The organism is Pedococcus sp. P1_H8 (genome assembly GCF_056405175.1).
In genome coordinates this window covers 1-364 of record NZ_JBFUCP010000459.1, presented here as the reverse complement: position 1 = coordinate 364, position 364 = coordinate 1, and the positions used below count along the sequence as shown (strand labels likewise).

Annotated in this window: 1 protein-coding gene; it reads right to left on the bottom strand. The window is 72.5% G+C overall.

Annotated elements, in window-relative coordinates; all coding sequences use genetic code 11:
- Positions 1-364 (bottom strand): AMP-binding protein (locus tag AC1DYG_RS20835; RefSeq protein ID WP_477641727.1); only part of this gene is annotated, 364 nt, incomplete at both ends.

The window sequence follows — 364 nt, the reverse complement described above, 5'->3', positions numbered from 1 at the left end:
ACGTATGCGGGATGGCCTGCCACGGCGCGGGCACCGGACGGCGACCCACCCGAATCCCCCAGGGAATCGGCCAGATCCACCGTCAGCACCGGCAGTCCGGTGTCGAAGGGCTCGCCGTCGGTGAGCACGCACACCGGCGCGGCGTCGGCCAGCATGTACGCCAACCGGTCGGCCGGGTAGTCGAGGTCGAGCGGCAGGTACGCGCCACCCGCCTTCCCGACCGCCAGCAGCGCGACCATCAACTCGAGTGAACGCCCGATCGCGACGGCGACGAGCGACTCCGGTCCCACCCCGCGGTCGACGAGCTCGTGCGCCAGGCGGTTCGCCCGCGCGTGCAGCTCGGCATAGGTCAGCGCCTCGCCCT